At 63.6% G+C, this 25,775-nt stretch carries 27 protein-coding genes; 13 read left to right on the top strand and 14 right to left on the bottom strand.

Annotated elements, in window-relative coordinates; genetic code table 11:
* Positions 1-111 precede the first annotated feature (111 nt).
* Together ACFSJC_RS02420 and ACFSJC_RS02415 are read left to right on the top strand one after the other, a co-directional pair.
* Entirely contained in the window at positions 112-570 is a 459-nt protein-coding gene (locus tag ACFSJC_RS02420) for an Lrp/AsnC family transcriptional regulator (RefSeq protein ID WP_386022672.1), read from the top strand.
* Positions 571-700: 130 nt separating this feature from the next.
* Positions 701-1,093, top strand: a complete 393-nt coding sequence (locus tag ACFSJC_RS02415; RefSeq protein ID WP_386022669.1) for a hypothetical protein — start codon at positions 701-703, stop codon at positions 1,091-1,093.
* 48 nt (positions 1,094-1,141) lie between these two features.
* On the opposite strand, the gene ACFSJC_RS02410 is transcribed toward ACFSJC_RS02415, so the two are convergent.
* The 4 genes from ACFSJC_RS02410 to ACFSJC_RS02395 form a co-directional block, all read right to left on the bottom strand.
* Positions 1,142-2,029, bottom strand: a complete 888-nt coding sequence (locus ACFSJC_RS02410; protein ID WP_386022931.1) for a patatin-like phospholipase family protein — start codon at positions 2,027-2,029, stop codon at positions 1,142-1,144.
* A gap of 97 nt (positions 2,030-2,126) precedes the next feature.
* A complete protein-coding gene (locus ACFSJC_RS02405) occupies positions 2,127-3,383 on the bottom strand; it encodes a vWA domain-containing protein (protein ID WP_386022666.1) in 1,257 nt (418 codons plus the stop codon).
* Between the two features lie 67 nt (positions 3,384-3,450).
* On the bottom strand, positions 3,451-4,008 hold the full coding sequence (locus tag ACFSJC_RS02400; protein WP_386022663.1) for a hypothetical protein: 558 nt from the start codon (positions 4,006-4,008) through the stop codon (positions 3,451-3,453).
* Entirely contained in the window at positions 4,005-4,550 is a 546-nt protein-coding gene (locus ACFSJC_RS02395; protein WP_386022660.1) for a PspA/IM30 family protein, read from the bottom strand. Before ACFSJC_RS02395 ends, ACFSJC_RS02400 begins: the two co-directional genes overlap by 4 nt.
* A gap of 179 nt (positions 4,551-4,729) precedes the next feature.
* Here ACFSJC_RS02395 and ACFSJC_RS02390 point away from each other — a divergent pair, with 179 nt between their 5' ends.
* Positions 4,730-5,431, top strand: a complete 702-nt coding sequence (locus tag ACFSJC_RS02390; RefSeq protein WP_386022658.1) for a response regulator transcription factor — start codon at positions 4,730-4,732, stop codon at positions 5,429-5,431.
* 11 nt (positions 5,432-5,442) lie between these two features.
* Complete coding sequence (locus tag ACFSJC_RS02385; protein WP_386022655.1) at positions 5,443-7,455, top strand: sensor histidine kinase; 2,013 nt, start codon at positions 5,443-5,445, stop codon at positions 7,453-7,455.
* A gap of 109 nt (positions 7,456-7,564) precedes the next feature.
* Here ACFSJC_RS02385 and ACFSJC_RS02380 read toward each other — a convergent pair whose 3' ends face one another.
* Complete coding sequence (locus ACFSJC_RS02380; protein WP_386022653.1) at positions 7,565-9,130, bottom strand: ArnT family glycosyltransferase; 1,566 nt, start codon at positions 9,128-9,130, stop codon at positions 7,565-7,567.
* A 278-nt stretch (positions 9,131-9,408) separates the two neighbouring features.
* On the opposite strand from ACFSJC_RS02380, the gene ACFSJC_RS02375 reads away from it, so the two are divergent.
* The 5 genes from ACFSJC_RS02375 to ACFSJC_RS02355 all read left to right on the top strand — a co-directional run bounded on the left by ACFSJC_RS02375 (position 9,409) and on the right by ACFSJC_RS02355 (position 12,430).
* A complete protein-coding gene (locus ACFSJC_RS02375; RefSeq protein WP_386022650.1) occupies positions 9,409-9,810 on the top strand; it encodes a DUF134 domain-containing protein in 402 nt (133 codons plus the stop codon).
* Positions 9,782-10,144, top strand: a complete 363-nt coding sequence (locus ACFSJC_RS02370; RefSeq protein ID WP_386022647.1) for a NifB/NifX family molybdenum-iron cluster-binding protein — start codon at positions 9,782-9,784, stop codon at positions 10,142-10,144. The genes ACFSJC_RS02375 and ACFSJC_RS02370 overlap by 29 nt, the downstream gene beginning before the upstream one ends.
* 70 nt (positions 10,145-10,214) lie before the next feature.
* Positions 10,215-10,688, top strand: a complete 474-nt coding sequence (locus tag ACFSJC_RS02365; protein WP_386022644.1) for a NifB/NifX family molybdenum-iron cluster-binding protein — start codon at positions 10,215-10,217, stop codon at positions 10,686-10,688.
* A 3-nt stretch (positions 10,689-10,691) separates the two neighbouring features.
* Positions 10,692-11,552, top strand: coding sequence for an ATP-binding protein (locus ACFSJC_RS02360; protein ID WP_386022641.1), 861 nt, complete (start codon positions 10,692-10,694; stop codon positions 11,550-11,552).
* Complete coding sequence (locus tag ACFSJC_RS02355; protein WP_386022638.1) at positions 11,549-12,430, top strand: nucleotide-binding protein; 882 nt, start codon at positions 11,549-11,551, stop codon at positions 12,428-12,430. The genes ACFSJC_RS02360 and ACFSJC_RS02355 overlap by 4 nt, the downstream gene beginning before the upstream one ends.
* A gap of 126 nt (positions 12,431-12,556) precedes the next feature.
* On the opposite strand, the gene ACFSJC_RS02350 is transcribed toward ACFSJC_RS02355, so the two are convergent.
* From ACFSJC_RS02350 to ACFSJC_RS02325, 6 genes are all read right to left on the bottom strand, one after another.
* Positions 12,557-12,742 carry a hypothetical protein gene (locus ACFSJC_RS02350; protein WP_386022635.1) on the bottom strand — a complete coding sequence of 62 codons (186 nt, stop codon included), beginning with the start codon at positions 12,740-12,742 and terminating at the stop codon, positions 12,557-12,559.
* Positions 12,743-12,974: 232 nt separating this feature from the next.
* Positions 12,975-13,538, bottom strand: a complete 564-nt coding sequence (hybE, locus tag ACFSJC_RS02345) for a [NiFe]-hydrogenase assembly chaperone HybE (RefSeq protein WP_386022632.1) — start codon at positions 13,536-13,538, stop codon at positions 12,975-12,977.
* A complete protein-coding gene (locus ACFSJC_RS02340; protein ID WP_386022629.1) occupies positions 13,525-14,112 on the bottom strand; it encodes a TorD/DmsD family molecular chaperone in 588 nt (195 codons plus the stop codon). The genes hybE and ACFSJC_RS02340 overlap by 14 nt, the downstream gene beginning before the upstream one ends.
* On the bottom strand, positions 14,106-15,065 hold the full coding sequence (gene nrfD / locus ACFSJC_RS02335; RefSeq protein ID WP_386022626.1) for an NrfD/PsrC family molybdoenzyme membrane anchor subunit: 960 nt from the start codon (positions 15,063-15,065) through the stop codon (positions 14,106-14,108). Before nrfD ends, ACFSJC_RS02340 begins: the two co-directional genes overlap by 7 nt.
* Positions 15,066-15,068: 3 nt before the next feature.
* Positions 15,069-15,686: a 4Fe-4S dicluster domain-containing protein gene (locus tag ACFSJC_RS02330; RefSeq protein WP_386022623.1), complete on the bottom strand. Its 618-nt coding sequence runs from the start codon at positions 15,684-15,686 to the stop codon at positions 15,069-15,071.
* Positions 15,687-15,699: 13 nt separating this feature from the next.
* On the bottom strand, positions 15,700-18,474 hold the full coding sequence (locus ACFSJC_RS02325; RefSeq protein ID WP_386022621.1) for a molybdopterin-dependent oxidoreductase: 2,775 nt from the start codon (positions 18,472-18,474) through the stop codon (positions 15,700-15,702).
* A 289-nt stretch (positions 18,475-18,763) separates the two neighbouring features.
* Between ACFSJC_RS02325 and pap the strand changes: the two genes are divergently transcribed.
* Positions 18,764-20,314: a polyphosphate:AMP phosphotransferase gene (pap, locus tag ACFSJC_RS02320; protein WP_386022618.1), complete on the top strand. Its 1,551-nt coding sequence runs from the start codon at positions 18,764-18,766 to the stop codon at positions 20,312-20,314.
* Between the two features lie 60 nt (positions 20,315-20,374).
* Here pap and ACFSJC_RS02315 read toward each other — a convergent pair whose 3' ends face one another.
* The 3 genes from ACFSJC_RS02315 to orn form a co-directional block, all read right to left on the bottom strand.
* Positions 20,375-21,160, bottom strand: coding sequence for an FRG domain-containing protein (locus ACFSJC_RS02315; RefSeq protein ID WP_007040577.1), 786 nt, complete (start codon positions 21,158-21,160; stop codon positions 20,375-20,377).
* Between the two features lie 121 nt (positions 21,161-21,281).
* On the bottom strand, positions 21,282-22,664 hold the full coding sequence (locus tag ACFSJC_RS02310; RefSeq protein WP_386022615.1) for a KamA family radical SAM protein: 1,383 nt from the start codon (positions 22,662-22,664) through the stop codon (positions 21,282-21,284).
* Between the two features lie 302 nt (positions 22,665-22,966).
* The gene (orn, locus tag ACFSJC_RS02305; protein WP_386022612.1) at positions 22,967-23,515 is read right to left on the bottom strand and encodes an oligoribonuclease; all 549 of its coding nucleotides are present in this window, start codon (positions 23,513-23,515) and stop codon (positions 22,967-22,969) included.
* Between the two features lie 179 nt (positions 23,516-23,694).
* Here orn and ACFSJC_RS02300 point away from each other — a divergent pair, with 179 nt between their 5' ends.
* The 3 genes from ACFSJC_RS02300 (at position 23,695) to ACFSJC_RS02290 (ending at position 25,752) form a co-directional block, all read left to right on the top strand.
* Complete coding sequence (locus ACFSJC_RS02300) at positions 23,695-23,979, top strand: cytochrome c (protein WP_386022609.1); 285 nt, start codon at positions 23,695-23,697, stop codon at positions 23,977-23,979.
* Positions 23,980-23,983: 4 nt separating this feature from the next.
* Positions 23,984-24,994, top strand: coding sequence for a ribosome small subunit-dependent GTPase A (gene rsgA / locus ACFSJC_RS02295; protein ID WP_386022606.1), 1,011 nt, complete (start codon positions 23,984-23,986; stop codon positions 24,992-24,994).
* 194 nt (positions 24,995-25,188) lie between these two features.
* Positions 25,189-25,752, top strand: a complete 564-nt coding sequence (locus ACFSJC_RS02290) for a cytochrome b/b6 domain-containing protein (protein ID WP_386022603.1) — start codon at positions 25,189-25,191, stop codon at positions 25,750-25,752.
* Positions 25,753-25,775: the final 23 nt, after the last annotated feature.

Below are 25,775 nucleotides of genomic sequence, written 5' to 3'. Positions count from 1 at the left end.
AATGGAGGCGCATGAAGCAGATAATCAGCAATATTCTGCCAAATTACACCTCATCGGCACGACATTCACCAAAGATAACCTTCGCATGCGCGAGCAAGGGAGAGAGCCACATTGGACCGCTACGACAGACGCATCCTGGAAGAACTCCAACAGGATGGACGCATGAGCAATCAGGACCTTGCAGAGCGTATCGGGCTTTCGCCCTCGCCCTGCCTAAGACGGGTCAGGGCACTGGAGGAATCCGGCATCATCCGTGGCTATCGGGCCTGGCTGGATGCCCAACGGCTGGGGCTCAACCTCATGGTCGTTCTCAGCATCTCGATGGACCGACACACCCCGGAGCGCTTCGAGCGTTTCGAGACGGCCGTGCAGGAGATGCCCGAGGTGCTGGAGTGCCTATTGATCACAGGACGTGACGCAGATTACCAACTTAAGGTGATTGTTCGTGACATGGATGCCTATCAAGAGCTTTTATTGAACAGGATCACACGAATCGACGGTGTTTCGGGGGTACATTCCAGTTTCGTGCTCAGGAGGGTACTGGAACGGACGAATCTGCCGATAACCTAGACGAAGCGCATCGCCCAACACTGGACGATGCGAATTCGGCGAGACTGGCGCAAGGTTTGCTTAGTGCGTTTGCTTAGTTCAACAGTGCCAAAAAGACCCGCCACCGAATCTCCGAATGAGGGGTGAAGACATGTACAACGAACAGCTTCAGACCGTCACGATCACTCAGGACGTACAGCGCGACCGCGAGCGCGCACAACGCCTGCGCGGAGCACTGACCCAGATGTCGTTACGTGACGAAAACCGGCTCTATGCCCAGACACGCGGGATCAGCCAGAACAATCGAGACTACGGGTTCCGCCCCGGCTATCTCAACCGCAGCACCGGCGAATATCAGCTGTCACGCTTCAGTGACGGGACCCTGGCACCGATCCATGTACTGGACGGTCTGCCAGAGTCCTGGATCGCCGATCGGGATGCCGAAGGTCATGTCACGGCGGCACGTAGGGAAATCGTCTCCGGCTTCGTCCGCGACAACGCCTTTTTCACCCGCGAAGAGGCCATCAAGGCATCCGCGCACTGAGTCGCCTCATCCACCAACGCTCGCGCCCCCGATCTCAGCGACTCAGCATCAGCGAGCCCCCATCGCCGATTCTGCGAGCGAATACCCCAGATCGATGAGCTCCCGTGCACGATGGAATTCGTGCGCGGCGCTGGAGTCGCGCGGTACATCGATGAGCACATCGGGCCGATAGGCCGAGATTTTGGTCGCCGCGATGGCGTTCTGCATCGTCTCGAAGGAACGCGTCGTCAGCTCGAAGACCCCCAACCGCGAATCCCCCGAACTCGTCGAATTCCCCCCGATCGCATCGAGAAACTGCCGTATCCGCGTCTGATAGCCGCGATCCGGCTCGGACTTGTGGGGCGTAGACGGCGGATCCGTCCGCTTCGATCGAGACGCCTTGGCGTTCAGATTGACCGCGATGGTCAGATCGGTGAAATCGCGGAAGGTCGGCGCGATCGGAACCGGATTGAGCAGGCCGCCATCCACCAGGGTCATGCCCTGATACTCATGAGGCGTAAAGATACCGGGCACGGCGATCGAGGCCCGCACCGCATCAAAGAGCGGTCCCTCGGTGATCCAAACCTCACGCTGACGCTCGATATCGGTCGCGACCGCCGTGAAGTTGATCGGGAGATCCTCGATCGCGCACTCGCCGACCATCTCACGCAGCGTATCCATGATGCGATCGCCCTTGAGCAGACCGTCACCGCTGAAGGCGAAGTCGAGAAACCGCAGCACATCGGTTCGCCCCAGCGAACAGACCCAGCGTTTGTAGGCGTCCAGTTCGCCAGCGGCATAGACGCCTCCGACCAGGGATCCCATCGATGCGCCGCTGATCGAGGCGATGCGGTAGCCGTGATCGTTCAGCCATTCGATGATTCCGATATGGGCGAGCCCCCGAGCGCCACCGCTTCCGAGTGCCAGAGAGACGCTTTCCCGAGTGGATGTCGACATGATGCAGACCCGCTTGATGGAGGGGATGGAGGGAACGCGCGGCACTATCCCGTGACGGGTCTGCGGGGTCAAGATGGGGCGTCATCCCCGTCGATGCTCAATAGGCCGGTGCCGCAGCGTCGTATTCAAGACCCACATCCGCCGCCTGCTCGCGTACCGCGCCGAAGATCTTGTTGTCGAGCGACGCCTCGGCAGCACCCGACTCGGAGAGCCGATCCTTGAGATATTTGGCGCGCTCGGCCGAAACCCGCTGAATCTCCTGGCGCAACGCATCGCGCTTGGCCTCCTGCTTGGCGATCAACTCACGCTGTTGCTCGACCTCCAGACTCTTGAGCGGCTCGGGCAATTGCTCGACTGGCAGATCCTCCAGCGCCACCCGCCCCGTCGAGACCTCCTCGATCAACTCCTTATCGCCGAACAGACCGGCCGCGCCGCTCTTGGTCGCGGCATACTCGGCGCGGCGCGCCCGGCTGGCCGCAGACGCCTCGGCCTGAACCGCCTTGGTCGCGGCCAGTTTCTCGCGTTTGCGCGCACGCTCATCCGCCGCACCGTAATAGATCCGGGTGTCGTCGAGATCGGCGCCGAGCTTAGCCAAGGTTTCGTCGAACGGCGTAGCGATGGCCACGGCGCTTCCAGACTGGCCGACCTGGAAATAGCTGCCATCGCCCAGTTGGGCGATTTGCTGCCATTGATTCCGCGTCCGAGACAAATCGCCACACTGGATGGCGTTGATGCGGACGCCCTGACGGCGGGCCTCTTGCAGAATCGCCGGATACTGCACCTCGTCCTGATAGTCCATGTGCGCCTCGGCATCGCCGACCAGGAAGATGACCCGATAGACACCCGTCCCCTGACTCCATCCGATTCGGTGCAGCGCATCGTTCAGCGCCTGATTGACGCTCTCCGGCCCGTCGCCACCGCCCTGGGCCTGAAAGCGCATGAGCTGGGCCTGGATCGCATCCAGATCGGACGACAGATCGACCACCCGGGTGACATAGTCATCGCCCCGGTCGCGATAGGCGACGAGCCCCATGCGAATCTCGGGGGTTGGCCGTGCCGACGCCATACTGGTGGCGATCGACCAGATCTTGTCCTTGGCCGCCTGGATGAGACCGCCCATGCTGCCGGTGGTGTCGAGCACGAAAACGGCCTCGATGACCGGCGTTTGGGCCGTATCCGGCAGGCTGAGCATCGGCTGCTGGACCGGCTGATCGGGGACGCCCCTTTCGGCGGACATGAGACTCGGGTAATAGACCAGAGCAGCGGCGGTGAGCCCAAGCAGACTCACGGCCAACAGCCGCGTCTTGAGCGCGGGGCTGTTCTTGAAAGCGGATCGGATGGTCTGCGATTTCATAGCGATCGACCTCTGGATGTGGAGTTTGGCGTGTGACTTCGATCGGTTCATGTTCCAAGACCAGGACTCATCCGAACCGGGAGAGGCGGCGCAAGGCGCGCTCGGCGGCCCTTTCGGCCCGATCGAAGGCGTTGGAATCGATGTCCGCAACAGCCCCCGACCCTATTGGCCGAGGGATGTAGACGAACAGCGCCTGGACGAGGAAGCAGGTCCAGATGGCGAGGAATGGGCTTCCGGTACGCTGAGCGGCCCAGAATCCGGCAAGCCCCCCAAGCAGGCACAGCCCCAGATCCATCGCCGCTGCGACCGGACCGGCATGGAAACAGAGCGCACGCACCAGCCAGAGGCTGGCCAATTGAGAGAGCGCGAGGATCCCGAGATCCGAGGTCAACGCCCCGGACACCAGGGCGACGGCCAACCAGAGCAGAAGCAGCGGCAGACGCCCCACCGAGGGATCGGCACGTCCGAGCAGATAGAGGACATAGCCGAACCCGAGCGCAACGAGCGCCCAGCTCGCCGCGACAGACGCCGAAACCAACAGGGCCAAGCCGTCGAACAGGGCCGCGCCCAGGATCGCCGCCACCAGGGCGACCAGGACGCCCTCACCGAAACCGGGTTCTTTCATGACCGCGACTCCCGTGCGCGCTTGGCGCGCAACAGGGCGACCTCGACATCGGCATCGCGCACGACCGAGACGGCATCCAGGTCGAACGCACGCGGACTCACCGGATCCTCGGCTCGGGTCTCTTCATGGAGCGCGGCCTGGGCGCGCAGCTCGGCGAGACGCCCCGACCTTGCCGCAATCTCTCGCTCCAGCTCCTCGCGGGTCTCGGCGATGCGCGCCGCGCCGCGACGAACCGATTCGGCCTGGCGCTCGCGTTCCAGACGACGCCGGATGACCGAACGTGCCAGATCGTCCTGATCGGCGCCGAGACAGTCGGCCAGCGCCCCCTCCTCGTCCCGTACCTGGCGCTGCAACTCGGCCTCGCGCTCGGCGAACCATCTGGACTCGCGCTCCAGTCGCGCCAGTTCCTGACGGCCGCGATCCAGCGACTGCTCCATCTCGCGCAGTGCCTGGGACAGAATGAGATCGGGCGCCTCGAACCGATCGAGCAGCGCATGGATATCGGCGCGCAGCAGTCGCGCCATTCGGAACAGGATCGTCATCGTCGTACCTCCGACATCGCTCGTGTGATAGCGATTTCAGTCTATGGAGAACGCGGCGACGCACCCAGACAGGGTTTGGTAAAACCCGACACGCATCTTTTACAGTGAATTTACCCGTGCCAGAACGCACGGGTGTTAGCCTTCCGAAAGCGCCCAAACCGGAGCATCTCTCACCGACCATGAGCACCTCGACCAAGCCGCGCATCCTGATCGTCGAGGACGAAGCGGCCATCCGCATCGGACTGGAGGACCTCTTCGTCTACCACGGGTTCGAGGTCGGAACGGCCTCCGACGGACCGAACGGGCTCGCCAAGGCGCTGACCGGGACCTTCGACATGCTGCTCCTCGACATCATGTTGCCTGGACTCGACGGATTCGCCATCTGCGACCGCATCCGCGCGGTCGACCGCACCCAGCCGATCATCATGCTGACTGCCCGAAGCGCGGACAGCGACATCATTCAAGGGCTGCGGCTCGGGGCCGACGACTATGTCTCCAAGCCTTTCTCGGTCACCGAACTGGTTCTACGGGTCCAGGCCGTGTTGCGCCGCGCTCAGGGACGCGAGGACACCGAGTCGCCGATCCGTATCGGCGATCTTGAGCTGGACAACCAGTCGCTGTGCGGACGACGCGGCGACGAAGAACTCCTCTTCACCCGCCGCGAAATGGACATCCTCGCCTACCTGGCCGCGCATCGCGGACGCACGGTCTCGCGCGAGGAACTCTTGAACAAGGTCTGGGGATACGCCCGCGATTGCGGTCTGGAGACACGCACCGTCGACATCCATATCGCCAAGCTGCGCCGTAAGATCGAACCGGACCCGAGCGATCCGTCTCGCCTGATCACGGTGCGCGGTGTCGGCTACCGCCTGGTCGAATGAGCGGACTGGAGATGAGCAACGCCCGGACCCGGCTGCGGCTCGGAATCCTGTCGTTCGTGCTCGCGCTCGCCATCCCGAGCCTCCTGCTGGTCGACAAGGCCTACGACCAGATCAAATGGGAGTCCTTCCGCCAGCAACAGATCGCCGCCGAGGAATTCGCTGCCCGGATCGACCGCGCCCTGGCCCAACTGGTTCGCTACGAGGAATCGCGCGGGATCGACGACTATGGTTTCGTCATCGGGACCGCAAGCGCCTATCCTCGCCGCTCGCCACTGTCCGAGCTGACGGCGACCCAGGCCATCCCCGGACTCGTCGGCTGGTTCCAGGTCCGCGCGGACGGCCGCTTCAGCTCACCGCTGGTCCCGGAACCCGGCGTATCGCCATCCGATTTCGGGCTCGACTCGGGCCAGATCGCGCTACGCCAGGCACAATCTCAGCGGATCGAAGACATCCTGGTCGGCAATCGGCTGGTCGAGCGCGGCGCGCGCGAACTCGACACCCCCACCGCTCGGACCGATATCCAGACTGCGGAGCTGGAACGACATGCGAACGAACAGAGCGCCTACCGATACGACAGGACCCAGGACAATTCGCTCGACGCGCCCCCATCACCCCGTCCGGCATCCAATCGACTCTCTCAGGCCGCCTTCGAGCGACTCGCCGAGGATGCGACGAGCGACGTCTCGTCGCTCACAAAGCGACGTGCCAAGCGGTCTGCCGAGCTGAGCGAACAGGCCGAAACAGCACAGGCCAAATCATCACCGAGCGAACCGAGTGACACCCTTGGGCTTGAGGAACCGCCAGCGACTGCAAGCACGCCCAACGCACCGGTTGCCGAGTTGTCGAACCGACACCCCGTTCAGCTTTTCGACACCGCTATCGAGCCCATGGAGGTCGGTCGGCTCGACAGCGGGCACTTCCTGCTGTTCCGCAGCGTCTGGCGCGACGGCGAGCGCATCATCCAGGGCGCGCTCATCGAGCAAGGGGCCTTCCTGGAGGCGATCGCCGGAGAGACCTTCGAGACGACGGCCCTGGCCCGCAACTGCGATCTGACACTGACCTATCGAGGCGAATCGCTCGCCAGCTTCCGCTCGCCACCGGAACGCACCCTCGTCAGCGGCACGCCGGCGCTGAGCGGCAGCCCGCTCTATCGCACACGAATGCAAGAGCCCTTCGGCGGACTCGAACTCATCTTCAGCGTCACCCGATTGCCCAACCCGCCAGGCGCAGCCGTCATCGGCTGGATGGCAGCAGCCCTGGCCTCGGTGCTCCTGGCCGGCGGTTGGCTTATGTATCGGCTGGGGATGGGACAGATCGAGCTGGTCCGTCAGCAACAGGACTTCGTCTCATCGGTGAGCCACGAACTCAAGACGCCGCTCACATCGATCCGCATGTATGCCGAGATGCTGAGCGTCGGATTCGCCGCCGAACATCGCAAGCAGACCTATTACCGCCTGATCCACGAAGAGAGCGAACGTCTGTCGCGACTCATTGCGAACGTGCTGCAACTCGCCCGTATCGGACGCGACGCACTGGTCCTAGAGATCCAGCCGATCGCCGTCGAGGCGCTGATGCGAACGGTGCGCGAGCGTGTCGCTGCACAGGTCGAGCGGGCTGGGTTCACCCTGGAGATCGCGTGCGAGACGCCCGGCTGGATCCAGGTAGATGCGGATGCCTTCGTCCAGATCTTCATCAACCTGGTCGACAACGCGCTCAAATTCGCGGCCGACGCCCCCGAGCGTCGCATCCGGATCGCATGCGAGTCACGGGGCGGACAACGGATCTGTCTCAGCGTGCGCGATTTCGGTCCGGGCATCCCCAGAGGCCAGCGCAACCGCATCTTCAGACTCTTCTATCGTGGCGAGGAAGCCAAACGGCGTGCCATCTCTGGAACCGGTATCGGACTGGCCTTGGTCCGACGCCTCACTCGCGCCATGGATGGTCGAGTCCAGATCGTCAACCGCGATCCAGGCGCCGAATTCAGGATCGAACTCCCCCGGATCGAGCCCCCGCCACATGCGTAGCCTGGGGGCAGCGTAGCGAAAACAGGGAACGGCCTCGGCTCCATCCAGACCAGAGGGTATCGAGGAGGGATAACCCGGAGGCGCGTGGAACGCGCCTCCGGGACAGGGCTCAAGGCGTTTCGACGGCCTGAGCAGCAGGCGACTGCTCGGTGGCGGGCGCCGCCAAGGTCTGCGAAGCGGCCGGAGAGGCATCGGCCTCGGTCGGCTGCTGGAAGATGAGCGCGATCTGACCCACGACGGGCTCCTTGATCATGCCACGCTCGGCGATGACCTGGTCCATCAGAGGCTGATGCAGGGTCAGCAACGCCCAGGCCATGACGACACCGGCCGGCCAGGCCAGCAGCGCCGACGGATTGGGCGAACGGAAACGCATGACGATCCAGAGCCAGATGACGGTCGCGAAGGCCGCAACCAGATAGAGCCCAGGCTGGAAGATGAAGCTGTAGTCGGCCGGGATGAAGGCGTTCAGCTGTTCGATCTCGGGCAGCTGGGCACCGAAGCGCAAATAGCCCCACAGCCCCCAAAGCGCGATGGCCACGGCGGCGAACAGGAGCGCGGAGACCCATTTGATCGGCAGCACCAGGATGCCCGGCGTGCGGGTGACGGCACCCGCTCCCAGCACCGCCAGAGGCACCAGCAACATCAGTGCATCGATCGGTTGGGCCGGCTCGGCAACCAGCATAACCACCCAGCCGACCAGAGACACCAGCAGCGCCAGGCGCACACCGGGCAGACCGAAGAAGGCGAAGGGACGCACCAGCAGCGCCAAGGGGGCCAGCAACCAGGCCGGGAAGGCGATGAGGAGCCCGGTCCAGAGCCAGCGGAGATTCTCTTCCGGGGTCCCGAGGGCGAGGTTGTTCAGATAGACGTCGAGGGTGTTGCCCCACAGCCATTGATCGAAGAGCTGCGGATCGCGCTCATGCAGCAGCCAGGGCCAGAACAGCAGCCAGGGCGCGGCGAACAAGAGTCCGACGAAAATTCCGCGAATCTGTCGACCCAGTCCACCCCAGGTAGCCAGGAAGGGCATCGCCAGGGCGGTGATCAGCAGAATCGCCGGCCAGAGCAGCCCCTTCGCCATGAAGGCGATACCGAGACCAGTACCGAACCACAGACCGCCCAAAAGGACACGTTTCGGCAACAGCAGGAGACCGTACAACCCCATGGTGGCGCCTGCAAGCAGGGCGCTGTCGGCGACCGCGTCATGCCCGAACCAGAAGAGGCCCAGCGTGCCGATCAGGAGCAGGATGGTCATGGACCCGGCCGGCCCCACGCCCTTGGACTCGACCGGTTTCCAGGTCAGACGACCCAGCAGTCCGGCGAACAGCAATGTCACCGCCAGGAAGAGGCCGCTGGTCACACGCGCGGCATCGGCCTGTGGAACGTCATCCGCCAGCCGTTCCGTGATCAAGGTGGCGGTGTCGACATAGAGTGGGGGCGTATCGAGTGCGGGCTGCCCTGCCTGCATGGGCACCACGAGATCGCCGCTGTCGGCCATCGCCTGCACCACCTCCAGACTCTGCACCTCGTGCAGCTTCCAGGGAGCATGACCGACGAGGCCGGAACCGACGAAGACGATCGCCAGGATAAAGGTCAATAGTACGAGCGAGCGACCTTTCGGACGCGGCGCTCCGGAGGCCGACTTGACGTCGGCGGATGTGTTCTCTGCGTTGGTCATTAGTTGATTCCTCGCTCCAAAATCTCGCGGATCTTAACACGGTTCGATCAAATTTTAGAGTCTTCTAATTTTATGAATTTTCATGCCGTTGCCGCCCGAATCGCTCGCGCCGCAAGCATGGAAAACGCCCCTCCACCGTGCCCCTTCATGCATGGGAGATCCACCCCGCCGGGATCTCCCACCGGATCGGTCTGATAATTCTCAATGCGTAAATGCACATATGTGCATTTTAATTGGGTACCGAGTGCCGAGCGGCCCACCCTCACGAAGGAGACCCCATGCCAGGCCGACGAAGACGCGCCCGCTGTATCGGACTCACGCCCAGCGTGCGCTGTTTCAAGCCCTGCGGACGCGAGGGTCGCGAGCTGGAGACGCTGATCCTGCGCGCCGACGAGCTGGAGGCATTGCGCTTGACCGACCTGGAAGGACTCTACCAGGAGCAGAGCGCCCAGCGCATGGGGATCTCGCGCAGCACCCTGTCGCGCACCCTGGCCGAGGCCCGGCGCAAGCTCGCCGAGGCACTGATCCATGGCAAGCGACTACTGGTCGCGCCCGACACCCATGACGCGAGCACGGCTCCGGGAAGCACCAAAGGGGAGCCCCTCGACTCGGCGACCGATCGATCACCCAACGAACACTCAGGAATTCAAGATGAAGAAGATCGTACTGACGGCGAATGACGACCGCGGCCTTGCTGGCGAGATGTCGATGCATTTCGGACATTGCAGCCACTTCCTGTTGGCCGAGATCGATGCGGACGGCAAGGTCGTCGACACCCAGGTCCATGCCAATCCCTATGCCGAGCACCATGAGCCTGGTCAGATCCCAGAGTTCATCCACTCGCTCGGCGCCGACGTGGTCGTCGCCGGCGGCATGGGCGCCAAGGCCATCCAATGGTTCAACCAGCTCGGGATCCAGGTCGTCACGGGTGCCCGCCTGGGTGTCGCAGAAACCCTGGACGCCTATCTCGCAGGCGCGGTCACCGGCATCGCCGAGTGCGACCACAAACACTGATCCCAAAGCGCATTCAGCCCCCTTCATCCGGCGCCAAGCACCCCGGGCGCCTCGCCATCGGAGTCAACCCATGAAGATCATCGCCACATCCACCGGTCAGGATCTGGATGCCGCCTTGGATCCCAGATTCGGACGCTGCGCCTATTTCGTGCTCATCGACACCGATTCCGGCGCCCTTGAGGCCATCGCCAATCCCTTCCTCGACGCCGCCGGCGGTGCCGGAACCCAGGCCGCCCAATGGGTCCTGGATCAGGAAGCCGACGTTCTGCTCACCGGACAATGCGGTCCCAAGGCCACCGCTGTGCTTCGGGACAGCGGTATCCGGATCGTCGAGGGTACCTCGGGCAGTGTGCGCGAGGCATCGGCCTCGGTGACGCCCGCAGACCCCGCCGTCGCCCTCCCCCTGTCGAGCATGGGCGCTGGACGGGGTGCCGGTCGCTGCCGCCGCGCCGGAGGCGGCAATGGTGGCGGATGTGGTGGAGGCCGTGGCGCCGGACGGGGCACGGGTGCCGGCAAGGGATTGGGCCGTCGCGGACGGACCTGATCCATGAGACCACTGACGATCGCCGTCGCCAGCGGCAAGGGCGGCACCGGCAAGACGTCGGTGGCCACCAGTCTGGCGCTCGCCCTGACGGAGGCGGACTACATCGACTGCGATGTGGAGACGCCGAACGGACACCTGTTTCTGCACCCGGAGATCCTCGAACGCTCCGCCGTCACCAAACCGCTGCCACGCATCGACCCCGATCGCTGCACGCGCTGCGGCGACTGCGCCGAGGCCTGCGAATTCAACGCTCTGGCCCTGACCAAACAGCGGGTCCTGCTGTTCCCTGAGCTCTGCCACGGGTGCGGGGTCTGCGAACAGGTGTGCCGGATACCGGGGGCGATCGAAGAGACGGCCCAGGAGATTGGATCGATCGAATACGGACAGATCCAACGTGGCCGGCAATCCATCGGATTCGCCCAGGGCCTGCTGAATCTAGGCGAAACGGCCACCGTAGCCGTCATCAAGGCGGCCAAGCGACGTCTGAGATCGGGACGCATCGGCATTCTCGACGCACCGGCCGGCACGGCCTGCCCCATGGTGGAGACGCTGCACGGGGCCGATTACTGCCTGCTAGTCACCGAACCCACCCCGTTCGGACTCAACGACCTGGAACTCGCACTCGCCGTGGCACGTCGGCTCGGCCTGCCCTGCGGATTGGTCCTCAACCGTAGCGACATCGGAGACCGCGCCGTGCTGGACTTCTGCGCGGAACAGGATGTCCCCGTACTGATGGAGATCCCGTTCGACCGAGGGCTCGCCGAGACCTACGCAGAGGGCACGCCTTGGGTCGAGGCCGATCCCATCTGGCGCGAGCGCTTTCAGACACTCTATGCGCAGATCCAAGAGGGCATGGCCTCATGAAGGAACTCACCCTCATCAGCGGCAAGGGCGGCACCGGCAAGACCACGGTGAGCGCGGCCTTCGCCGCACTGGCCCATCGCAAGGTGCTGACCGATTGCGATGTGGACGCCGCCAATCTGCATCTGCTGCTCGATCCCGAGCCCCGGAGCGTCGAGCCGTTCAGCGCCATGCGCAGCCCGCGCATCGATCCCGAGCTGTGCGCCGAGTGCGGAATCTGCCAGTCGCACTGCCGTTTCGACGCCATCCAACTGGATTTCGATTCCGGCTATGTCATCGACGAACTGGCCTGCGAGCACTGCGGTCTCTGCGCCCGTATCTGTCCCGAATGGGCGATCCAGATGGAAGACCGCATCTGTGGCGACTGGCGGATCTCCGACACCCGATGCGGCACCCTGGTCCATGCCCGACTCGGCATCGGCGAGGACAACAGCGGCAAACTGGTGACACTGGTACGACGCGAGGCCAGACGCCTGGCGGAGGCGGAAGACGCCGCGCTGATCCTGAACGACGGACCGCCAGGTACCGGCTGTCCGGTGACGGCGGCCATCACGGGCGCGGATCTGGTCCTGGCCATTACAGAGCCGACGCCATCCGGTCTGCACGACCTGCAACGGGTCGCCGGGTTATGTACGCACTTTCGGGTTCCACTGACGGTCTGCATCAACAAGCACGACCTGAGCCCCCGGAACAGCGCCATGATTCGCAACTGGTGCGAGGAAGCGGGCGTCGAGATCGCCGGAGACATCCCCTTCGATCCAGCGGTGCATCGTGCCCTCGCCAACGGGCACAGCCTGATCGACGAAGGCGAAGACAACGCCGCCACACAGGCCGTGACGGCCTTGTGGAAGCGGATCGAAACCCGATTGGGATTGACATAGCCCGAATGGGGCGTGAGCGCAATCCGGGGACATCGCTGCGCCGAAACCTTGGCGCTGACCGAAATCGCTCCTGGGTTCCGCTGCGCTTCATCCAGGCTACATGCGCCGCGAACGACCGAGGGGGCCTCAGCGGTGAGGCTGGGGATCGGCCGCCGGATCGTTGGATGCCGTCTTGCTGACTGCCCCAGTCGAGCGCGGCAGATAGAGCGGGTTCGCAGCCTGACGCATCATCTGCGAGGTCATCCCGAGCATGCAGCCGTAGAGAAAGGCATAACCGGTGACCGCACCGAACCACTGATAGACGTATGTCATTGGACACCTCCCATGGACTGACCGACTGCGTGGAGCGATCCATCGCACATCTGGTATCCGAGGCCGGGAGGAGCGGGTCCTTTCGGACCCGTCACCATTGATTTGGTCTCCAGCGGTTTCGCTCTACCTCAACATCTCCTGTCGATATCAGCTTAGGAGGTCCTAGGGGGACAAAGCGGGAGCTGGTTCGCAGATTGCGCGAACACCCAGGCGAACCGAAAACAGCGACCGATCAGGGGTTCGGCTTGAGGCGGCGAAAGAGTTCGCGGCGCGAGATCTCCCGCTGCATGGGACAGTCGCGTTTGGCCTGTTCCATGTTCTCGTCGCGCGTCCGAATGACCGCGTTCCATTCCTCGAATACCGACTCCGGATCGGCATAGCGCTCCAGATCGAGACAGATGGGCTGGAGCAGATAATGGCCGAGCCTGCGGTGATAGTTCAGATGGGCGCGCTGGACCCGTCCCAAGAGTTCCGGGGTCAGCATAGGCCCCAGAACCAGATAGTCGGCCTGGTCGCGCTCGGACGCGGACCAGCCGGGCGGCAGATCCAGGTCGAGGGGCCGGTCGGGAAAGAACAGGCGCGCGAACATCCAGGGCGTGAGCAGCAGAAGCACCCGCCAGTCCTCAACGCGCCGCAGGGCACGAACCTGGACCGGCAGGGCCAGATTGAGCGAGGGATCGCCCGCCAATGGACCATCGAGCAAGGACCGATGCACCGCCAAGACCTCGGCGGAAAGCGACTCGTCGTCGTCGAACGCGGGGTCCGGCATCCGCCAACCGAGCTCATCCATCGTCATCGATCGCGCCCTCCTCCATCAGCGCGCCGAGCCGGACGGCGAGCACGCGGTACAGCTTGAGCTGGGCGGCATGCTCCAGATCGGTCGCGAAACGCGGCAGCCAACGCCCCAGGTGGTCCGACCACAGCTCGCGCTCCAGCGCGACCGCCGGACAGGGATCCGAGTCGGTCACAGCCGACCGAGCCAGGTCGGCGAGATAGGCGGCGCACTCCAGGAGCGTTCCCAGATAGTCCGCCGGCACCCCTTGCGGTTCGAGACCGACGCGCCGATAGAGGGCGACGAGATCCGAGGCCATGCGGCCCCCCATCTGACCCTGGCGATAGGCCGACTCGAACGGCGGACAGGGGGTCTTGGGATAGCCGCTGACGAAGAGCCGGGTGTGCTCGGCCTGCCAGCGATCCAGGGCGACGCCCTCCAGTTCGGCAACCGCCTCCGCGAGCCAAGGGGCCTGATCGGACATCTCGCGCAGCGCATCGAGCGCCCCCTCCTCGGGCATGGCCAGCAGGACGGAGAGACGGCGCAGATGCGCGGGACCCTGAGCGGTCCCGGCAGAGGTCGGATTCTGACTCACCATGGATAGGCGTAGACGCCGGCGTACATGAAGTAGTAGCGCAGCAGATAGCCGCCGGTGAGGACCAGGATCGATGCGGTGATGATGGGCACCCGGGTCGCCCAGCCCTTGATGACGCCTTTGAGCTCCAGGACGAAGGGCACGATGAGACCGAAACCGATGAAGCCGATCAGCCAGCCGTAGTCGTTCCAGAGCAGCTCCAGCGAGCGGACCCCGGACTCGGACCCGTTCTTGAGGTACTGGTAGAGCGAGAAGAGGATGACCAGCTCGGCGGCGATGAGCACCAAGTCGATACGCTCATAGAGCACCCGGATGTACTCGTCGGCCTGATCGTTGATCAGGGTGTACATCAGCAGCAACAGGAAGGCCATGGCGGTCGAGAAGGCCGAGACGGTGAAGAGCAGCGGCACCGCCGGATTGTGCCAGAGCGCAACGGCCGGGAAGGACTGGAGCAGCAGACCCGTATAGACCGCGACCCCAACCCCGTTGATGACCGCGAGCCAGCCGACCGTGTAATGGAAACGCTGCACCAGCGTGCCGATAGCGACGACGAAGGGCCGATCGATGAGGCTTCTGAGTCCGGGCACCTTGCGCGGAAACTCGGTCTCGCGCACGTAGGGCAGCGCATAGAGCACGCCCCACACCATCATCCAGATGATGAACTGGGTGCCCCAGGCGATCCAGGCGTCCGGCTTGCGGAAGAGGATCATGGGATTGAGGACGTGCAGCACCGCGACCTTGTCGAGCAGATGGCCGAACAACATGAGCGAACCCAGCGCCAGCAGCACCACGCCGGCACCGGCGCCCCAGATCACCAGATGGCGGTGGGGCTTGAGATACATATCGGTCAGGAAGGTCACCGCCAGCGTCGCCGCGCCCAAACCGCCGAAATAGAGATAGATGGCGAGCCACCAGGTCCAGATGTCCTGGGTGGCATAGGTCATGTTGACGTCCATCGCTCAGCCCCTCCACTTGATGTCGTCGATGTAATAGACGTTCGGCCGGGTGCCGATATGGGGCATCAGCGCCCGAGCGGCGCCGCTCGCCACCATCTGAGCGACCGGATCGTTGGGGTCGTCCAGGTCGCCGAACATGCGTGCCGAGCCGACACAGGTCTCGACGCAGGCGGGCTTGATGCCCTGCTCGACGCGGTGATCGCAGAAGGAGCATTTGTCCATGCTGGGACTGGTGCGACGATAGTCCGAGCCGTAGAACTCCCGGCCCTCGCGCATGTCGTCGCGGGTGATAGCGACCCGAGCATGGTAGGGACAGGCCATGGCGCAGGCACGGCACCCCATGCACAGCTCCTGGTCGACGAAGACGATGCCATTGGCCTTCTTCTGGGTCGCGCCGGTCGGACAGACCGACATGCAGGGCGGGTTGTCGCAGTGGTTGCACAGCCGGGGGAAGAAGCGGCGGTTGACGTCGGAGCCGAGACCGATCTCCTTGTCGTGCACATAGGTGCGCCATTTGTCCTTGTCCCAGACCGGCGCCTGATTCTCCATCGCGCAAGCCGCCATGCAGGCGTTGCAGCCGACGCAGGTGTTGAGGTCGATGACCATCGCGAAATGTGGCATGTCTCGGTCCTCCTCAGGCCCTGGCGATGCGAACGGTGAATTCCTGCGAGCGGAAGCCTGCCACCACGGGCTCCACCTGGTAGGGAATGAGCTTGCTGGTGGCGGTGCCGTCTCCGTGGGTACGCGAGAGGGCCTTGTTCTCCACCCCGAACGAGCTGTAAATGAAGATGACGTCCGGATGGATCAGCCGGGTCACGTAGGCGTGTCCGCCGGTCTGCTGACCGGACTGGGTGTTGGTGATCTGAATGGGATCGCCCATGGCGATGCCCAGCTTCTCGGCACGCTCCGGATGGATCCAGACCCCCTTGTAGACGTCGCTCTTGAAGTCGTTGATCGCGGCCAGAACCGGGTTGTTGTTGTTGGTCGAGGCGTGCGAGACGGTCGGGGTCTTGCCGTAGGTGAAATAAAACTCGTCCTTGGCCAGCGGGGCCGACACCTCCTGGGGCGAACCGGAGCGCAACTTGATCGGGATATAGGTCGCCAGGACGCCGAAGTTGGGCTCCAGATGACCGTCGTCGCGCAATTGGCGCATGAGGCTGGAGAAGAACTCCACCCGTCCGCACTCGGTCGGCACCGGCATGCGCCAGGGCATGGCGTGACGATCGAGAATGTATTCGCGGTCGCGCTCGTGATAGACGCCCTTGGTCCGCAGCACCTCGTCGATATGCTCGGGGGTCACGCCGAGACGCTCGGCCGTCTGATTGAAGGCCACTTCGCGGCAGGCGAGCTGATAGGCGCCCTTCTTCATCGTCTGGCGGTTGCGCTCCAGGACGGCCTTGATCGGCTCCGCCTTGAGCCCGGTGAGCTTCTCGACCCAATCGTGGAAGACATCGGTGTTGCCCGAGATGATCTCGGTCATGCGCAGCAGGATGTCGGCCGTTTCCTCGGTGTCGTAGAGCGGCGGGATGGCCGCGTAACGCGTGGTCAGCGCCAGGTCGTGATTGACCCCGTTGCCGTAGATGGCCGGCTCGTCGCGTTCCAGATAGGTGGTGTTGGGCAGGATGACATCGGCATAGGGCGCGGTGTCCGAGGGCAGGACCTCGATCATGACCACCAGCTCGACGTTCTCGTGACCGAGCGTCTCCTTCCAGCGCGAATCCGGATAATAGTGGCGCACCGGATTGGAGGCGTTGATCAGGAAGGCGCGGGTCAGATAGGGCTCGTCCTTGTACTTGACGCGGCCCTCGACCGACTCCTTCAGGCCGGACTCGGTCATGACCGGAAGCGCGACGTTAAAACGCCCCGCCGCCTTCTCCTGGGCGTTCCAGGCCCAGGCCCAGCCCGGCTTGCCGTGCGAGAAGTTGTCGCCATTGGAGAGCGCGCCGATGACCATCTTGGCGAAGGCCATCCCGGCAAGCGTCGCGAGCGGCGAGCCCATCTCGTAGCCGTGCTCCATGGCCTCGTACATGTGCGCGGCCTTGTGATGGACCTCGGCCGAGTTCATCCAGCCGCCGGTGCGGTCGAGACCGCCGGTCAGGGCCTGGATCATGGCCTGAACGCGGCGCTGCATCATGATGCTGCCGTAACGGGCGCCGTGCCAACCCGGATCGATGATGGCCGGACGCGTGGTGCCGAACTCGTGGGCGATGCGCACGATGGTCTGCGCCGGAACGCCGGTGATCTCGGCGGCCCATTCGGGCGTATAGGAGGCGAGCTCCTGAAGCTGGGCCTCGAAGACGGTCATCACCGCCTTGCCGTCCAGACTGTAGGCCACGGGGCTCAGCAATGACGGCGTGAAGGCGTTGCCATCGACATCGATGTTGTTGTCGTTGGTGAAGGCCTTGAGCGCGCGGACCTCGTTGGTACCCTCGACCAGGACCTGCGGACGCCCTTCGGGGTCGTTCAACAGCCGCAGCTCGCCATCCTCGTCGCGATAGGCGAGGAAGGGCATGTTGGTGTGCTTGCGCAGAAAACTCGCGTCGTAGAGCCCCTCCTCCATCAGGATACGCATCATGGCCAGCAGAAAGGCCAGATCGGTCCCCGGCCTGATCTGAATCCATTCGTCGGCCTTGGCCGCCGTCTCGGAGCGTCGGGGATCGAAAGACACGATCTTCGCCCCCTTCTTGCGCCCTTGGGCGAAGCGCACCATACGACAGGTCGAAACCCCGCCGATCGAGGCGTTGTTGCCCATGAAGAGGATGTACTTGGCGTTGTCGAAGTCCGGCAGCATCTCGTCGTGGATGTTGAAGTTGCCGGTGACCAGGTCGGTGCCGATGTGACCCGTGGTGACGCAATGCTGCATCGGCGAGGCGACGATGTTCGGGACCTCGTTGGCCATGGCGAAGGGCACGGCCCAGCTCATGTAGAAGATACAGGAGGTCCAGCCGCCGACCATGGTCCATTCCCAGGGCTTGAGCTCGGCCGCCTGCGACTTCTGGGCGATGTAGTCGTAAGCCTCTTCCCAGGTTGCGGCGCGGAAGGCGTACTCGCCGCGCTTGCTGCCCTCGACACGAATCAGCGGGGTCTTGAGGCGGTCGGTATCGTAGGTCTGACGCAATCCGGATTGACCGCGAGCGCAGATCTTGCCTCGGTTGAGCGTCGAGTGCGGATTGCCGTCGAGCTTCACCACCCGCTTGTCTCCGTTGCGGGTATGGCTGGTCACCTTCAGGTTGCACAGCGACGAGCAGAAATTGCAGATGCTGTAGGAAACCTCTTCCGTCACCTCGTCCTTGGCGACGGCATCCTTCACGGCCTGCGAAATCGGCGATAAGAGCGTCAGACCGGCCGCGCCATATCCCGATGTTTTCAGGAACGCACGACGGGACAGGCGTGGAATGCTCCAAGCCATGAGAAGTCCTCCAAGGTGGTCGTTGTGATCCCGGGTCATGGCCGCAGGATCTGATTGGCATACTTGCGGTACATCGACGAGCGAGCGCGCGGAGCGCAACATTAAAATAATGCCTGGAGGCCGCTCCATCAGAAGATTCTAAAATCTTGATATGAATCAAGCGAACTCCATCGCAGCCCCTGATCCGGCGGTCGACGAGCGGTTCGGGCGCCTCTTCTCGATGTGCCGAGACGCCCCCAATTTGGCCTACACTCACTCGCCTGAATCCAGTCCCATGAGGAAACGAGGCATGTTCGAAGCAACGAAGGTCGGCCGCACGGTCAGCAAACAGGACTACAAGGAACAGCAGGAGGAGCTGCGCACACAGCTCCTGGCCGTGCAGCGTGATCTGAGAGCCTCCAACATTCCGGTCATCGTGCTGGTTTCGGGGATCGAGGCCGCAGGCAAGGGCGAGGTCGTCAACCGACTGAACGAATGGCTGGACACCCGCGGCGTCCAGAGCTTCGCCTTCTGGGACGAATCCGACGAGGAACGCGAACGCCCGCGCTACTGGCGCTTCTGGCGCTCCATGCCGCCGCGCGGCGAGATCGCCATCCTCTTCGGCGGCTGGTATCAGACACCCATCGAGCACCGCTTCAAGGGGTATTGCAGCGAGGCCGAACTCGACGGCGAGCTCAACCGCATCGTCGACTTCGAGCGCATGCTGACCCAGGACGGGGCGCTCATCGTCAAGTTCTGGTTCCACATGTCGGAGCAGGATCAAAAGGCCAGGCTCAAGGAGCTTTCCCGCGACGACAAGAGCCGCTGGAAGATGGCGCCGGACAAGAGCAAATTCTCCGAGCACTATGCCGCCTTCGAGCAGGTCGCCGAGCGGATCATTCTCCATACCGACCGAGGCATCTCGCCCTGGTACCTGATCGAGGCCGGCGACCGCCGCTATCGCGATCTCACGGTCGGCAAGACCCTGCTGCACGCCATTCGCTCGCGGCTCGCCGAATCCACGACGGAAGAGCCGAACGGACAGCTCGGCGGCCCGGAGCTCCCGGAGAGCTCCAGCGCCCAGATCACGCTGCTCGACCAGCTCGACCTATCCCGCAGCATCGATCGCGACGACTACAAGAGCCGCCTCAAGAAGCTGCAGGCCGAGATCAACGAACTCGCCTGGACCGCCTACAACCAGAAGCGCTCCATCGTGCTGGTCTTCGAGGGCATGGATGCGGGCGGCAAGGGCGGCGCCATCCGGCGCATCACCAGCTCGGTCGATGCCCGGCTGTTCCGCTCCATTCCGGTCGCCGCCCCCACCGACGAGGAGAAGGCCCACCACTATCTCTGGCGCTTCTGGCGTCACCTCCCCCGCGCTGGACACATGACCATCTACGACCGCTCCTGGTACGGGCGCGTCCTGGTCGAACGGGTCGAGGGCTTCGCCGCTGATGCCGAGTGGCGTCGCGCCTACTCCGAAATCAACCGATTCGAGGAACAGCTCGTCGACAGCGGCGTCGTCCTGCTCAAGTTCTGGCTCCACATCAGCCAGGACGAACAGCTCAAGCGCTTCAAGGACCGCGAAGACGTGCCCTACAAGCGCTACAAGATCACCGACGAGGACTGGCGCAACCGCGAGAAATGGCCCCAATACAAGGAAGCGGTCAACGAGATGGTCGTGCGAACCAGCACCAAACACGCCCCCTGGACCCTGGTCGAGGGCAATGACAAGCCCTATGCCCGAATCAAGGTCCTGAGCACCATCTGCGACACCCTGACCGAGGCGCTCAAGAATCCCCCCGCCCCAACCGCCGGCTATCTGCCGTGCGGCGAGAAGCGCATCCAAAACGAAAAATAGGCCGCGCCACCCAGGCTGTGCGGATCGCTCGGCTTTCGGGTCGGCGGACCGCGCCGTGCGTTAGCAGCGTGGGCTGTAGTGGCGTTTCAACCAGGCGGTCAACCCCTCCAGCCCCGGAAAGAACACCCGCTCGGTCACGTTCGACTGATCCAGTTTGTCGCGAATCTCCCACTTCAGTTCGGCGGGAATGACGATCCGTCGACAGATCTCCGGATAGTCCAGGAGCCAGCGGTCCATGGCCAACATAGGATCCGAGCTGACCGAGAAGAAGGCGAATTGGTTGACGATGCGGTCGTCGATCGAGGGCGGCTCGAAGAAGAGCGTAAAGGGCTGTTCGGATAGCTGATCCAGCTCTTGAAGCGACTTGACCGTCTCCGACAGCATTTCCACGGTGAAGACGTTCGCACCCTCCATCTCCAGTCGCGAGTGCAGCCGTTCCGGCGCCATACGGTGGGTTTCGAGATAATTGACCGCCCAGATGACGGCGTCGCGATCGATCTTGTCGATGTGCGCCGTGGCGAAATGCAAGGCGACGAAAGGCGAATAGGTCCAGTCGAGCAGCCGGGTCGGCAGACCATAGTGCTGGGCCACCGAGAGCCAGTGCCAGACCGAATCGCGCTCCACCACCCGCCGATGGGCATATTTGCGAAAGTTGCGCAGCAGATGGCGTTCAAGCTGGGCATAGCCTCCGCCCAGGCGCATCAGGGTCGTCTCCAGTGCATAGTCGACATCCGAGAGCCCCCGAAAGGCGTAGCGCGAGCGGAAACGTCCGATCTCGGGCACCCAGGAATCGGCGAACAGCACCTCTTGCAGCTCGCTCCACGACGAAACGGTAAAGGTTTCCAATCGACGATCTCCCAGGTAACGGAATGCCATAGACTCTAACGCACAGGACGCGCCGACGCCCCTAAAAGGGGACGTCGAACGACGCGGCCTGTCAGGATGCAACCCGAATGGGGCTCACAACTTATTGGATGGGTCTCACCTGCCCCTTGCGCATAGCGAGATACTCGTCCTCGTAGAAGAAGCGATCCTCTCCGAAGGCCGGCTGGAGCTGATCGAGCCAGGTCGCCTCCGGGTCGTACTTGGCGAAGAAGGGTCGCTGCACCCAGTCTGAATCGCGTGCCTGAATGAAGCGCAGGACGAAGACCTTCTCGCCCCGAATCTCGGCGACACCCTGGATCTCCACCTTGCCTGGGCCTGCCGACATCGAGGGGCCGCGCGCCGTGCGGCCGAGCCCGGATACGCGCTGCATGGCCTGGCGATAGATCTCCCAGGCCCGCCCCAGCGGCACCGCGAAGTAGTGCTGGGCACCGGTATCGCGCTCGACGAACATGTAATAGGGGATGATCCCGAGCTTGACCTGGGTCGACCAGAGATCGGACCAGGCGCGCGGATCGTCGTTGATGTGGCGCAGCAGCGGTCCCTGGCTGCGGATCTCGACCCCCACGTCGCGTAGCCGGCGAATCGCCTCGCGCGCGACTCGGGTCGAGAGCTCCGTCGGATGATTGTAATGGGCCATGATGGCTACATGTTTGCCGCCCGCGATGAGCCGCTCGAACAGCCCGAGCATCTCGTCCGCATCCTCGTCGGTGACGAATCGATGGGGCCAAAAAGTTAGCGACTTGGTACCGATACGAATGCTTTGAACGTGTTCCAGATCGGCGTTCAACAAGGGCGTCAGATAGGACGACAGGTGGCGGGCCTTCATGACCATGGGATCGCCACCGGTCACCAACAGGTCCGAGACCTGGCGATGCTGACGCAGATAGCGGTGCAGCATGCCGACCTCGTTGCTGGCGATCTTGAGCGTCTTGTCGCCGACGAACTGCGCCCAACGGAAGCAGAAGCTGCAATAGGCGTGACAGGTCTGACCCTGCGTGGGGAAGAAGAGCACGGTTTCGCGGTATTTGTGCTGGAGCCCCTCAAGCGGACGCCCCTCCTCCATGGGCGTGTTGAGATCCATCTGGCCGGCCGGGTGCGGATTGAGTCGCACCCAGATCTCGTTGGCCAAGGACTGAATTTCGTCCTTGCTCGCATCCCGCCGATGCAGATCGGCCATGCGGTCGAAATCGGACTCGGACAACATGCCCCGCTGGGGGAAGGTCAATTGAAAGAGCGGATCCTCGGGAACCCGATCCCAATCGATCAGTTCGTCGAGCACATATTGGTTGACGCGAAAGGGCATGACGCTCGCCACGACCCGCATGGCGAAACGGTGTTCCGAATCCAACCGCTTCAGCTGATCGATCTGATCGAACTGGCGGTCGGTAAAGACCTGAAACCGTCGAGGCTTCAGGATGCCGTCGTTGTGCCTGGCGGCATCGGCGACGTTATGAGTGGTCAGCATGGCAACCTCCCTCAGCCAATCCACGGCTGTCAGTTGGTGAATGGATCGGACGCTCAGTCCACGAGCGCCCAAAAGAGCGTCGGGTGATGCACACCCAGCGGAGAGTCCTGTCGTCAGGCGATCCCCAGACATGCCTGCATCCGGGACGAGGCGGATACCTGCGTTGCAAGCGCATCCGACCGACCGGGTTGGGTCGGTTGGCAGAGGAAAAGGCCGGCAATGTTAAAGAGCGCCTGGGCGATCCGCAAGTCCGACCGGATTACGGGGAAATGACGCGGTCGGCTTTTCGCTCGCCCTCGGGCTCAGAAGGAACGGATGAAGTGCGTCCGATAGTGACGGAGTTCTTCGATCGATTCGCGAATGTCGTCGAGCGCGAGGTGGCGCCCGGTCTTCTTGAAGCTGCGCGCCACCTCGGGCGCCCAGCGTTGCGCCAGGATCTTGAGCGAGCTCACGTCCAGGTTGCGGTAATGGCAGTAGGCTTCCAGCTTGGGCATCCAGCCAGCGAGAAAGCGCCGGTCCTGACAGATGCTGTTGCCACACAACGGGGATGCCCCGGCCGGGACATAATGGGCGAGAAAGGCGAGCGTCGCCGCCTCGGCCTGGCCCTCGGTCACACGGCTGGCACGCACCCGGTCCAGCAGACCGGAGGCGCCGTGATGCTCGCAGTTCCAGTCGTCCATGCCGGACAGAATCGCCTCGTCCTGGTGGATCGCGAACACCGGGCCTTCGTCCAGGATCTGGAGATTGCTGTCGGTGACGATGGTGGCGATCTCAAGAATACGGTCGCTGGATGGATCCAGCCCGGTCATCTCCAGATCGATCCAGATGAGGTTGTTATCGCTCTCGCTCATGCTCCAATTACTCTCGTCGCAGCTCGGTTGAAGGGTGATGGATGAAGGAGTCTATCTCACTCGCCCCATCCTCATCGCGCACGCCTGTCACATGCCGAAGGCTGTGAGGCGCAGCAACAGCCTCTACAATAGACCCGAGAACGCAGACCGCGAATTCCCCTCACCAGGAGCCCAATCGAATGACCCAACGCCATCATCTCCGCATCCTTGCCTGCGCCGGACTGCTCGTCTGTGCCGTCGACGCGAGCGCCGAAGAATCGGCCGAAACGCTCTACAAGAACAACTGTCTCGGCTGTCACGGCAGCGAGGTCTACACCCGAACGGACCACAAGATCACCTCGATCGAGGGACTCAAGACCCAGGTTCAGCGCTGCGAGCTCGATCTGGGACTCCAATGGTTCGACGAGGACGTCGACCAGGTCGCTAGCTATCTGAATCAGCAGTTCTACCACTTCGCGCACTGATCCGATGCCAAAGCGTCGGCTTTCCGAACGACAGATCGAGCGCATCCGCACCATCCAGGAACGGCGTCGCGAACGGCTCGCGGCCCGAACGGACGCGGTGCTGGCCGAATCCGATGCCGAATCCGAGCCCCAAGAAGGCCGGGTCGTGGTTCGGCACGGAGCCAACCTAGCCGTAGAGGACGATAAGGGACAGATCGTCCACTGCCTCTCGCGCCAGAACATCGGGCACCCGGTGTGCGGCGACCGCGTGGTTTGGCAGGTGACGGGCGAAGGTCAGGGCGTGGTCACCGCCATCCAGCCGCGCACGACCCTGCTCAGCCGCCCGGATTTCAACGGACGGGACAAACCGCTGGCGGCGAACCTCACCCGCCTGGTGATCCTGATCGCACCCGAGCCCGCACCCAGCGGCTATCTGGTCGACCAATATCTGGTCGCAGCCGAGCTGATGGGGGTCGAGGCGATGATCGTCGGCAACAAGATGGACCTGCTGGACGCAGACGCCCAGGTGGCCTTCAAGACGCAGTTCTCGCATTATGCCGCCATCGGTTACGAGACCCATTGGGTCAGCCTGCGCGAGCCCGAATCGCTCGGCCAGCTGATCGCCCGTCTGGCGCGCGAGACCAGCATCCTGGTCGGTCAGTCGGGGGTCGGAAAATCCTCGCTGGTCAAGGCGTTGCTACCGGATCGTGAGATCCAGATCGGTCGACTCTCCAAGGCCACCGGGCTCGGCCGTCACACCACCTCGGCGGCGACCTGCTACCGGCTGTCGGGAGACGGATCGCTGATCGATTCGCCCGGAGTGCGCAGCTTCCGACTCGGGGCCATCGACCGAGATGGGCTGCATCGGGGATTCCGCGAATTCAAACCCCACATCGGCCAATGCCGCTTCACCGACTGCGATCACGCCCATGAGCCGGACTGCGCCATCCGCGAGGCCGTGGAGTCGGGATCCATCGCACCCGAGCGTCTGGCCAACTTCCATCATCTACTCGGGCTCAAACAGCCGACAGGCTGACCGCGCACGCACGACAACGCAGAGTGCCAGGGATTGGCGCACAGCCCCACACCCACCCCGCTCATCTCCTCCTCGACTGACCGAACGCTGACAGTCCCCGATAGCGCTCGGTCAGGGGTCATCCCCTATCGTGACCCCAGGTCGCGTACATCAGCGAACGCGATCACCCCCACATCCATCGAGGAATCCCATCCATGAATACAGACATCGCTCAAGCCAAAACCGATCCGCAACCCGAAACACGGGTCCGAGTCTGGGACCCATTGGTCAGGGTCTTCCACTGGACCCTGGTCGCCGCCTTCGCAACGGCCTTCATCGTCGAGGACGAACTGCTCGGCGTCCACATCTGGGCGGGCTACCTGGCGCTCGGACTCATCGGGGTACGTATCCTCTGGGGTCTGATCGGAACCCGCCACGCACGCTTCACCGACTTCGTGCGCGGACCGGGTGCGGTGCTCGCCTATCTCAAGGACGCCATCGCCTTCCGCGCACCACGCTACCTCGGACACAACCCGGCGGGCGGCGCCATGATCCTGGCGCTCCTGATCAGCATCGGGGCGACCGGACTGACGGGGCTCTCGCTCGTCGATGCGCGCGGATTCGCAGGCGAAGAGCTGGAAGAGGTCCACGAGTTCTTCGCCTTCCTCTCGCTTGGCCTGATCCTGGCCCATGTGGGCGGCGTGCTCTTCTCCAGCCTCGCCCATGGCGAGAACCTCATCGCCGGCATGATCAGCGGCTACAAACGGCGGGACGTCTGAGCGCGACTCGAACGCAGAGAGGA

Origin of the sequence: Thiorhodococcus fuscus, assembly GCF_042682685.1 — a bacterium.
Taxonomy (GTDB): domain Bacteria; phylum Pseudomonadota; class Gammaproteobacteria; order Chromatiales; family Chromatiaceae; genus Imhoffiella; species Imhoffiella fuscus.
Note: the sequence above shows the minus strand (reverse complement) of the source record. Positions and strands in the feature narration are given on the sequence as shown.

Excerpts from the sequence above, each read along its gene's own strand:
- ACFSJC_RS02395 (WP_386022660.1), bottom strand. The coding sequence starts at position 4,550 with ATGACGATCCTGTTCCGAATGGCGCGACTGCTGCGCGCCGATATCCAT.
- ACFSJC_RS02390 (WP_386022658.1), top strand. The coding sequence starts at position 4,730 with ATGAGCACCTCGACCAAGCCGCGCATCCTGATCGTCGAGGACGAAGCG.
- ACFSJC_RS02380 (WP_386022653.1), bottom strand. The coding sequence starts at position 9,130 with ATGACCAACGCAGAGAACACATCCGCCGACGTCAAGTCGGCCTCCGGA.
- nrfD (WP_386022626.1), bottom strand. The coding sequence starts at position 15,065 with ATGGACGTCAACATGACCTATGCCACCCAGGACATCTGGACCTGGTGG.
- ACFSJC_RS02400 (WP_386022663.1), bottom strand. The coding sequence starts at position 4,008 with ATGAAAGAACCCGGTTTCGGTGAGGGCGTCCTGGTCGCCCTGGTGGCG.
- ACFSJC_RS02300 (WP_386022609.1), top strand. The coding sequence starts at position 23,695 with ATGACCCAACGCCATCATCTCCGCATCCTTGCCTGCGCCGGACTGCTC.
- ACFSJC_RS02370 (WP_386022647.1), top strand. The coding sequence starts at position 9,782 with ATGAAGAAGATCGTACTGACGGCGAATGACGACCGCGGCCTTGCTGGC.
- ACFSJC_RS02360 (WP_386022641.1), top strand. The coding sequence starts at position 10,692 with ATGAGACCACTGACGATCGCCGTCGCCAGCGGCAAGGGCGGCACCGGC.
- ACFSJC_RS02385 (WP_386022655.1), top strand. The coding sequence starts at position 5,443 with ATGAGCAACGCCCGGACCCGGCTGCGGCTCGGAATCCTGTCGTTCGTG.
- ACFSJC_RS02365 (WP_386022644.1), top strand. The coding sequence starts at position 10,215 with ATGAAGATCATCGCCACATCCACCGGTCAGGATCTGGATGCCGCCTTG.
- ACFSJC_RS02340 (WP_386022629.1), bottom strand. The coding sequence starts at position 14,112 with ATGGTGAGTCAGAATCCGACCTCTGCCGGGACCGCTCAGGGTCCCGCG.
- ACFSJC_RS02330 (WP_386022623.1), bottom strand. The coding sequence starts at position 15,686 with ATGCCACATTTCGCGATGGTCATCGACCTCAACACCTGCGTCGGCTGC.
- hybE (WP_386022632.1), bottom strand. The coding sequence starts at position 13,538 with ATGACGATGGATGAGCTCGGTTGGCGGATGCCGGACCCCGCGTTCGAC.
- pap (WP_386022618.1), top strand. The coding sequence starts at position 18,764 with ATGTTCGAAGCAACGAAGGTCGGCCGCACGGTCAGCAAACAGGACTAC.
- ACFSJC_RS02310 (WP_386022615.1), bottom strand. The coding sequence starts at position 22,664 with ATGCTGACCACTCATAACGTCGCCGATGCCGCCAGGCACAACGACGGC.
- orn (WP_386022612.1), bottom strand. The coding sequence starts at position 23,515 with ATGAGCGAGAGCGATAACAACCTCATCTGGATCGATCTGGAGATGACC.
- ACFSJC_RS02375 (WP_386022650.1), top strand. The coding sequence starts at position 9,409 with ATGCCAGGCCGACGAAGACGCGCCCGCTGTATCGGACTCACGCCCAGC.
- ACFSJC_RS02415 (WP_386022669.1), top strand. The coding sequence starts at position 701 with ATGTACAACGAACAGCTTCAGACCGTCACGATCACTCAGGACGTACAG.
- ACFSJC_RS02405 (WP_386022666.1), bottom strand. The coding sequence starts at position 3,383 with ATGAAATCGCAGACCATCCGATCCGCTTTCAAGAACAGCCCCGCGCTC.
- ACFSJC_RS02410 (WP_386022931.1), bottom strand. The coding sequence starts at position 2,029 with ATGTCGACATCCACTCGGGAAAGCGTCTCTCTGGCACTCGGAAGCGGT.
- ACFSJC_RS02290 (WP_386022603.1), top strand. The coding sequence starts at position 25,189 with ATGAATACAGACATCGCTCAAGCCAAAACCGATCCGCAACCCGAAACA.
- ACFSJC_RS02350 (WP_386022635.1), bottom strand. The coding sequence starts at position 12,742 with ATGACATACGTCTATCAGTGGTTCGGTGCGGTCACCGGTTATGCCTTT.
- ACFSJC_RS02325 (WP_386022621.1), bottom strand. The coding sequence starts at position 18,474 with ATGGCTTGGAGCATTCCACGCCTGTCCCGTCGTGCGTTCCTGAAAACA.
- rsgA (WP_386022606.1), top strand. The coding sequence starts at position 23,984 with ATGCCAAAGCGTCGGCTTTCCGAACGACAGATCGAGCGCATCCGCACC.
- ACFSJC_RS02355 (WP_386022638.1), top strand. The coding sequence starts at position 11,549 with ATGAAGGAACTCACCCTCATCAGCGGCAAGGGCGGCACCGGCAAGACC.